The organism is Streptomyces sp. Q2 (assembly GCF_056820935.1).
On record NZ_JBXEJE010000094.1, the window covers coordinates 1 to 8094 of the forward strand.

At 71.4% G+C, this 8094-nt stretch carries 6 protein-coding genes; 3 read left to right on the plus strand and 3 right to left on the minus strand.

All coding sequences use genetic code 11. From position 1 onward, the window contains the following. Positions 1 to 317: 317 nt before the first annotated feature. Complete coding sequence (locus ACWBNA_RS47530; protein WP_482710832.1) at positions 318 to 869, minus strand: MarR family winged helix-turn-helix transcriptional regulator; 552 nt, start codon at positions 867 to 869, stop codon at positions 318 to 320. A gap of 153 nt (positions 870 to 1022) precedes the next feature. On the opposite strand from ACWBNA_RS47530, the gene ACWBNA_RS47535 reads away from it, so the two are divergent. Further along, on the plus strand, positions 1023 to 2294 hold the full coding sequence (locus tag ACWBNA_RS47535) for an MFS transporter (protein WP_482710837.1): 1272 nt from the start codon (positions 1023 to 1025) through the stop codon (positions 2292 to 2294). A gap of 16 nt (positions 2295 to 2310) precedes the next feature. Here ACWBNA_RS47535 and ACWBNA_RS47540 read toward each other — a convergent pair whose 3' ends face one another. After that, entirely contained in the window at positions 2311 to 3966 is a 1656-nt protein-coding gene (locus ACWBNA_RS47540; protein WP_482710833.1) for an ATP-binding SpoIIE family protein phosphatase, read from the minus strand. Positions 3967 to 4188: 222 nt separating this feature from the next. Further along, the gene (locus ACWBNA_RS47545) at positions 4189 to 5568 is read right to left on the minus strand and encodes an NAD(P)/FAD-dependent oxidoreductase (protein WP_482710834.1); all 1380 of its coding nucleotides are present in this window, start codon (positions 5566 to 5568) and stop codon (positions 4189 to 4191) included. Positions 5569 to 5944: 376 nt separating this feature from the next. Between ACWBNA_RS47545 and ACWBNA_RS47550 the strand changes: the two genes are divergently transcribed. Continuing rightward, positions 5945 to 6724 (plus strand): TetR/AcrR family transcriptional regulator, encoded by a 780-nt coding sequence (locus ACWBNA_RS47550; RefSeq protein WP_482710835.1) that lies wholly within the window; start codon positions 5945 to 5947, stop codon positions 6722 to 6724. A gap of 298 nt (positions 6725 to 7022) precedes the next feature. Continuing rightward, on the plus strand, positions 7023 to 8094 hold a 1072-nt coding region (locus tag ACWBNA_RS47555), incomplete at its 3' end, for a sigma-70 family RNA polymerase sigma factor (RefSeq protein ID WP_482710836.1).

The window sequence follows — 8094 nt, forward strand, 5'->3', positions numbered from 1 at the left end:
TCCGACTCTATCAGATCCTTTCGGGCCTGACTCCCAGTCAGAGGGGCTTGTCTTCCCGGCCGCTGGGCCGTTCCGACGTCTCAAACCTTAGCGGATCCTTCCGGTCAGTTCCTAATCGAGCTGCCGGACCCAAATCGAATGGAATTCGGGCACGCCGAATTCAATCCCGCTGGGAGATCTTGCTGGTGGTTTGTGGTGCCGCTGATGCGGCGGAGGCGTCGTCGAAGAACCGTTACGGCTCCGCGGCAACCCGAAGAACTCTACGGATCGGGCAGGGGGCTGTCAAGTGCCGTCTGTCAAGATCTTTTGTGGCGGGATCAGTCCAGGTCGGTGAGGCGCCCGCCGGCGTCCGGCTGGGCGTCCTCCACCCGGCGCAGGAGGCGGGTGAGGACGTCACCGAGTGCGGTGCGGTCCTTCTGCGACAGGTCCTGGAGCAGGTCCTCCTCGAAGACCGTGGCCAGACGCATCGCCTCCAGCCACTTCTCCCGGCCCCCCGCGGTGAGCTCGACGATCACGCGGACGCGGTTGGACTCGTCGCGCTCCCTGGTGACCAGTCCCTCGGTGACCATGCGGTCGATGCGGTGGGTCATCGCGGCCGGCGTCAGGCCGAGGCGCTTGGCGAGGTCGCTGGGACCCAGGCGGTAGGGGGCGCCGGAGAGGACGAGGGCCTTGAGGACCTCCCACTCGGCGTTGCTGATGCCGAGGGCGGCGGTCTGGCGGCCGTAGGCGACGTTCATACGGCGGTTCAGTCGGGACAGCGCCGAGACGATCTTCTCGACCTGGGGGTCGAGGTCCTGGAACTCGCGCTGGTAGGCGGCGATCTGTTCTTCGAGGGTCGGCTCGCCGAGGCCGCCGGGGGTGTCGCCCATGGGGCGAAGTATGGCACGGGTCTGCTTGGCGTTGAAGTCCTTCGATGTGTACTCTTTAGCTTCTAACTTTAGCTTCGAAGTCTTCAGTGCTAACTGCTGATGACACCCAACTACTCGAGAGAGGTGAACGTGACCAGGGCGAAGGGCGCTGCGATGCGCCGGATCCACGTGGGCAACGCACTCAGCGCGTTCGGGCTCGGCTTCACCGTCCCCTATCTGTACGTCTACGTGGCGCAGGTACGGGGGCTGGGTGCCATGACGGCGGCGCTCGTCCTGGCCGTCTTCGCGGTGGCGGCGCTGATCGTGCTTCCGTTCGCCGGGCGGGCCATCGTCCGGCGGGGTCCGTTGCCGGTGTTGCTCGCCGCTCTGGTCACCGCCGCGGTGGGAGCGCTGAGCCTGGGGCTCGCGAACAACGCGACGACCGTGTTGCTCTCGGCGGGAGCGCTCGGGGCCGGGCAGGCCGTGATGCAGCCCGCGCTGGCGACGATGATCGTGGACTGCTCGACGGCCGACACGCGCTCGCGGGCCTTCGCCACGCAGTTCTTCCTGCAGAACCTGGGGCTCGGCGTCGGCGGGCTCATCGGCGGTCACCTCGTCGACACCACGCACGTCTCGTCCTTCACCCTGCTGTTCGCGATCGAGGCGGCGATGTTCCTGCTGCTGGTCGTGGTGATGGCGAGCGTGCGGATGCCGCACTCGCCGCGGTTCGCGGACGCGCCGGGGCAGTCGCGCTCGGCCAAGGGGAGCTGGAAGCAGCTGCTGGGCAACCGGGCCATGGTGCAGCTGTGCGTGCTGGGTTTCGTGCTGTTCTTCGCCTGCTACGGACAGTTCGAGTCGGGGCTGAGCGCGTACGGCGTGGAGGCTGCCGGGATCTCGACGTCCGCCCTGGGTACGGCGCTGGCCGCGAACACCGCGATGATCGTGGTCGCGCAGTTCGCCGTACTGAGGTTCGTGGAGCGGCGCAGGCGGTCGCGGGTGATCGCGGCCGTGGGGCTGATCTGGGCCGTGGCGTGGGTCGTGGCGGGGTACGCGGGGCTCGGACACGGCAGCAAGGAGATGGCCACTGCCGCGTTCGTGACGACGTATGCCCTGTTCGGGCTGGGTGAGGCGATGCTGTCGCCGACGGTCGCCCCGCTGGTCGCGGATCTTGCGCCGGAGGGGATGGCGGGGCAGTACAACTCCGCGTTCGCGCTGGTGAAGCAGCTGGCGTTGGCCGTGGGGCCGGCGGTGGGCGGGCCCATGGGGGCGTCGCTGCACGCGCCGTACATCGTGACGTTCCTGCTGTTCTCGCTGGTGATCTCGGTGCTGGCGGTGCGGCTGGGGCGCCGGCTGACGGCCGGACAGGATCAGCCGTGGTCGGCGAGGAGCCGGGTGGTGGCCCAGGGCGGCCCGACTCCGGCGGACCAGGCCCGGGCGAGCGCCTGAGCCGGGCCGGCCCGGTTCACCTCGCGATCCCCGGCAGCGCGAACTCGCACCACACCGCCTTCCCACCCCCCGGTGTCCGACGGGATCCCCACGCCGAGGCGATCGTCGCCACGATGGCGATGCCCCGGCCGGACTCGTCGCCGGGTTCGGCGCGGCGGCGGCGAGGGAGGTGGTCGTCGCCGTCGGTGACCTCGACGATCAGACGGCGGTCGGTGCGGCGCAGCCGCAGGCGCATCGGTGGCGTCCCGTGCTGCAGGGAGTTCGCGACCAGCTCGCTCACGGCCAGGACGCCCAGGTCGTGCAGTTCCACCGGGAACCGCCAGCTGGTCAGGACGCCGGAGGCGAACGCACGCGCGCGTGGGGCCGCTTCCACGCCGCCGAGGAGTTCCAGGGCGGCGTTGCGGAACAGCTCGCTGTCGGGGCCGGTGCGGGCGGGGTGCTGAAGGACCAGGACGGCCACGTCGTCGTCGTGGTCCGCCGTCACCCCGGCTGAACGGACCAGGCGGTCGCACACCACCTGGGGTGTGCCCGTCGCGCCGGACAGGGCGCGCTCCAGGGCGGCGATGCCCTCGTCGAGGTCCTCGTTCCGGCGTTCCACCAGACCGTCCGTGTAGAGGACGGCCGTGGAGCCGGGGCTCAGGGCGATCGAGCCGGAGGCGTGCATCCAGCCGCCGGTGCCGAGGGGCGGGCCGGTCGGTTCGTCGGCGCGCTGGACCACGCCGCTCTCGTCGCGGACCAGGATGGGCAGGTGGCCGGCCGAGGCGTACACCAGCCGGCCCTCGTTCGGGTCGTGGATGGCGTACACGCAGGTGGCGATCTGGTTGGCGTCGATCTCCATGGCGAGGCCGTCCAGGAGCTGGAGGACCTCGTGCGGGGGGAGGTCGAGGCGGGCGTAGGCCCTGACCGCCGTGCGGAGCTGGCCCATGATCGCCGCCGCGCGCACCCCTCGGCCCATCACGTCGCCGATCACGAGGGCGGTGCGGCCACCACCGAGGGTGATCACGTCGTACCAGTCGCCGCCGACCGCGGCCTCCGTGCCTCCCGGATGGTAGGTGGCGGCGACGCGGAGGTCGTCCGGTTCTTCGAGTTCCTGCGGGAGCAGGGAGCGCTGGAGGGTCACGGCGGTCTCGCGCTGGCGGCGTTCGCTGGCTCTGAGTCGTTCGGCGGCCTCGGCGTGGTCGGTGACGTCCGTGGCGAACACCAGGACGGCGGCGCCGCCCTCGCCCGCGGTCACCGGGGTGCAGGTGAAGGTGTACGAGCGGCCGTCGGGGGCCTTGCGGGACTTGACCGTGCGGGGCTTGCCGCTGCGCAGGACCTGGTCCAGGAGGGGGAACAGGCCGAGTTCGTCGAGTTCCGGGAGGGCTTCGCGGGCCGGGGCGCCGGTGGAGCGGGGGCCGAAGGCGGTGACGTAGGCGTCGTTGACGTAGGCGAGGCGGTGGTCGGGGCCGTGGACGAGGGCGACGAGGGCGGGGACGCGGTCGAGGACCTCGCGCACCGGGAGTTCGTCGACGGCGGGCACGGGGGTTGCGTCGTCGGTGAGTTGCTCGGCGCGGGCCGCGGGTACCGAGCCCGCGCCGTCCGACCGCGGGTCCGCGGTGACCGGGTGGTCGGTCCGCCCTGCGGCGCGGCGCTGCGTTCCGGGGAGCCGGGCGCTCCAGCGCGTGAAGTTCACGAATCCTTGCCTCGTGTCGTCGTCTGCGGCGTTCTCGGCCGGCTCCGGACCCGGTCGGGGGTCTGAGGGGTGGCACCCCGGGGTGGCAGCACTGTGGGGAAAGCCTCGCGGTGTCGGAGGGCGGGGTTGTGTCCGTCCAAGGTCGGGACCAGTCTGGCAGGGCGGCCGCCCGGGTCGGCATCCGTCAGACGCCCACCGCACGGCTGGAGTTCCTCGGTCCGGTCAGGACGACCCCTTCGGGTCGTTCGTCGGGTCCTGAGGATGCTTTCCACCGGCCGCGAGTTCGAACTCCGCGCGGGGATGTTCGAGGGATCCGAGCGAGACGATCTCCCTCTTGAAGAGCCCGGACAGGGTCCACTCGGCGAGGACGCGGGCCTTGCGGTTGAAGGTGGGCACCCTGCTGAGGTGGTAGACGCGGTGCATGAACCAGGCAGGGTAGCCCTTCAGCTTGCGCCCGTAGACGTACGCGACACCTTTGTGCAGCCCCAGGGAGGCGACCGAGCCGACGTACTTGTGGGCGTACGTCTCCAGGGGCTCGCCCCGCAGAGCGTGCGCGATGTTGTCGCCGAGGACCTTCGCCTGGCGGAGCGCGTGCTGGGCGTTGGGGGCCGTCTCCTTGCCGGGTTCCTCGGCCGTGACGTCGGGGACGGCGGCGGCGTCTCCGGCCGCCCACGCGTGCGTGGTGCCCTCGATCGTGAGCTCGGGGGTGCATGTCAGCCGGCCGCGGTCGTTGCGCGGGAGGTCGGTGGCGGCGAGGAGCGGGTGGGGTTTGACGCCGGCCGTCCAGACGACCGTACGCGTGGGGAAGCGGGCGCCGTCGCTGAGGACGGCGACGCGGTCCGCGCAGGATTCCAGGCGGGTGTTCAGGCGTACGTCGATGTTGCGGCGGCGCAGTTCGGTGACCGTGTAGCGGCCCATCTCCTCGCCGACCTCGGGCAGGATGCGGTCCGAGGCTTCGACGAGGATCCACTTCATGTCCTCGGGCTGGACGTTGTGGTAGTAGCGGGCGGTGTAGCGGGCCATGTCCTCCAGCTCGCCGAGCGCCTCGACACCGGCGTAGCCGCCGCCCACGAAGACGAAGGTCAGGGCCGCGTCGCGGATGGCCGGGTCGCGGGTGGAGGAGGCGATGTCCATCTGTTCGATGACGTGGTTGCGCAGGCCGATGGCCTCCTCGACGGTCTTGAAGCCGATGCCGTGCTCGGCGAGACCGGGGACGGGCAGGGTGCGCGAGATCGAGCCGGGGGCGAGGACCAGTTCGTCGTACGTCAGCTGCTGTGCGCCGGTGCCCTCCTCCTCGGTGGCGAGTGTGGAGAGGGCGGCGGTGCGCTTGGCGTGGTCGATCGAGGTGACCTCGCCGACGACGACGCGGCAGGCGTCCAGGACGCGGCGCAGCGGTACGACGACATGGCGGGGGGAGATGGAACCGGCGGCCGCCTCCGGGAGGAACGGCTGATACGTCATGTACGGGTCGGGTGTGACCACGGTGATCTGCACCTCGCCCCGCGCGAGTTCCCGTTTCAGCTTTCGCTGGAGACGCAGGGCCGTGTACATCCCGACGTAACCGCCGCCGACAACGAGAATGCGCGCACGTTCCTTCACCATCCCATGACGCACCGGACGCTTGCGTTTGTCCACAGGCTCGACAATTTGTGTGACCGCGAGCCGGGGGCGCGCGGGGTTGGCCGAATCGCCGAAGTAGAGGGAAAGGCCGCAGGTCAGCAGGGGTGTGTCCGGCGCCCGGAGGGGGCGCAATCGGGACGAATGCGACGCGTACTCCGATCGGGGGGCGCCTCGTGCGGAACGAGCCCCTTCTGAATTGACCCCCACTCAACTATGTTCGTGTGACGACGGGGTGTAGGGGGATGCGCCTTCGGGTCCGCGCCGAGCGGGTCCGTGAACCGGGTTTGTTCCGTTCACTCCGGCTTTTCGATGACGGGGAGTGTCTCCGGGGGGAGACGTCATTACCGGGGGATCGCTTATGCATGTTCAGGACTCTCATTGGTCGTCCGCGTCCGCCATCGCGCCCGGTGGCGGGCCGATGAGCTCAGTGATGAGCTCAGCGATGAGCGCGGCGGGCAGCGGACGCGCGGACAGTGCGCGGACGACGCCGCTGCGCGTGGATGCACAGCGCAATCTGGAGCACGTACTGCGCGCGGCGCGCGAGGTGTTCGGCGAGCTGGGGTACGGCGCGCCGATGGAGGACGTGGCGCGGCGCGCGCGGGTCGGCGTCGGCACGGTGTACCGGCGCTTCCCGAGCAAGGACGTCCTGGTCCGTCGGATAGCCGAGGAGGAGACCTCCCGGCTGACCGACCAGGCGCGTGCGGCGCTCGGTCAGGAGGACGAGCCGTGGTCGGCGCTGTCGCGCTTCCTGCGGACGTCCGTGGCCTCGGGTGCCGGGCGGCTGCTGCCGCCGCAGGTGCTGCGGGTCGGTGTGGCGGACGAGGGTTCGCCGGACGGGGCGCGGGTGCCGCAGCAGCGGACGCAGCCGGGTGCCGGGGAGCTGCGGCTGGTCCCGGGGGACTCCGAGGTGCTCGCCGCGGACGACGACACGGGGGCGGCGGCGCTGCTCGAGGTGGTGGGCCAGCTCGTGGACCGGGCCCGTGCGGCGGGTGAGCTGCGGCCCGACGTGTCGGTGGCGGACGTACTGCTGGTGATCGCCACGGCGGCGCCTTCGCTGCCGGATGCCGCACAGCAGGCGGCGGCTTCGGCGCGGCTGCTGGACATCCTGCTGGAGGGGTTGCGGTCGCGGCCGGCATGAGGACGTCATCCTGCGGTGACCGGTGACTCGAAAGGGTGACGGTGAGGCGTGGGCGCTGCGTCGCCCTCGCCTCGGTCACCGCCGGGGCGATGCCGGGAATTTCGGTTCGGGTATCTCTAACTACCGCACCACGAGCGACAGTTGCACTGGCCTCGTGGACGTAGAGGCTGGTACCGCGGTGCGGTGATTCCCCACGGACGAGCGGACGGTCCGTACTCGGGGGTCCTGAACAAAAGCCCATATGGCACGCTGGCCCGGTGTTCGGGACTGGTAGGGCCGGCGGCGGGGGCTTTCCGCGATGAGCTTTGACGGGCGGGACGAGTCACTCGGTGACGACGACGCGGAGTCCGGCGGCGCGGCCTCGCCGCATGTGCCCCTCCAAGGGGGCCGGGCCGTCATCCCGGCGCAGGGCGGCGAACCCGTCGAGGGCAGCGTGCCGGCGCAGCGCGACCGGCGCGAGGACAGCGGCATTATGCCGCCGCCCAGAGACCTGCCCCCGTCCGACGCCGCCCTGATCGAGCGGATGCGCTCGGGCGACGACTCCGCCTACGAGGCGCTCTACCGGCGCCACGCGGACGCGGTGCGCCGGTACGCCCGCACCTGCTGCCGCGACGGCCACACCGCGGACGACCTCACGGCCGAGGTCTTCGCCCGCACACTCCAGGCGGTGCGCGGCGGATCCGGTCCCCAGCACGCCGTACGCGCGTATCTGCTCACCACCGTCCGACGGGTCGCCGCGAGCTGGACGAGGTCCGCGAAGCGGGAGCAACTCGTCGACGACTTCGCGGTGTTCGCCGCGCAGTCCGCGCGCGCGTCCGAGGTGTCCGACGACGAAGCGCTCGACCTGGGCGCCGATGTCCGGGCGATGCACGAGGCCGAGCAGTCGATGGCCATGCAGGCCTTCCGGTCGCTGCCCGAGCGGTGGCAGGCCGTGCTGTGGCACACCGAGGTCGAGGACGAGTCGCCGAGCGAGGTCGCCACGCTCTTCGGACTCGACGCCAACGGCACCCGTGTGCTGGCCAGCCGGGCCCGCGAGGGCCTCAAGCAGGCCTACCTCCAGGCCCACGTCAGCGCCACGCTCGTCAGTGACGAGGAGTGCGCGCGCCATGCCGACCGGCTCGGCGCGTACGCCCGCGGCGGACTGCGCACCCGCGCCGAACGGGGGCTGCGCAAGCACCTGGAGGAGTGCGCCAAGTGCCGGCTGGCCGCGGGCCAGATCAAGGAAGTCGCCGGCGGTATCCCCGCCGTCGTACCGGTCGCGGTCATCGGCTGGTTCGGGGCCGCCGGGTACGCCAAGGCGCTCGGGTTCATCGCCGGCGGGGCGGGCGCGGCCGGCGCCGCGGGAGCCGCGGCGGCGAGCGGCGGCTCGT

Coding starts and splice junctions, on each gene's coding strand:
- ACWBNA_RS47530 (WP_482710832.1), bottom strand. CDS start 869: ATGGGCGACACCCCCGGCGGCCTCGGCGAGCCGACCCTCGAAGAACAG.
- ACWBNA_RS47535 (WP_482710837.1), top strand. CDS start 1,023: ATGCGCCGGATCCACGTGGGCAACGCACTCAGCGCGTTCGGGCTCGGC.
- ACWBNA_RS47545 (WP_482710834.1), bottom strand. CDS start 5,568: ATGGTGAAGGAACGTGCGCGCATTCTCGTTGTCGGCGGCGGTTACGTC.
- ACWBNA_RS47550 (WP_482710835.1), top strand. CDS start 5,945: ATGCATGTTCAGGACTCTCATTGGTCGTCCGCGTCCGCCATCGCGCCC.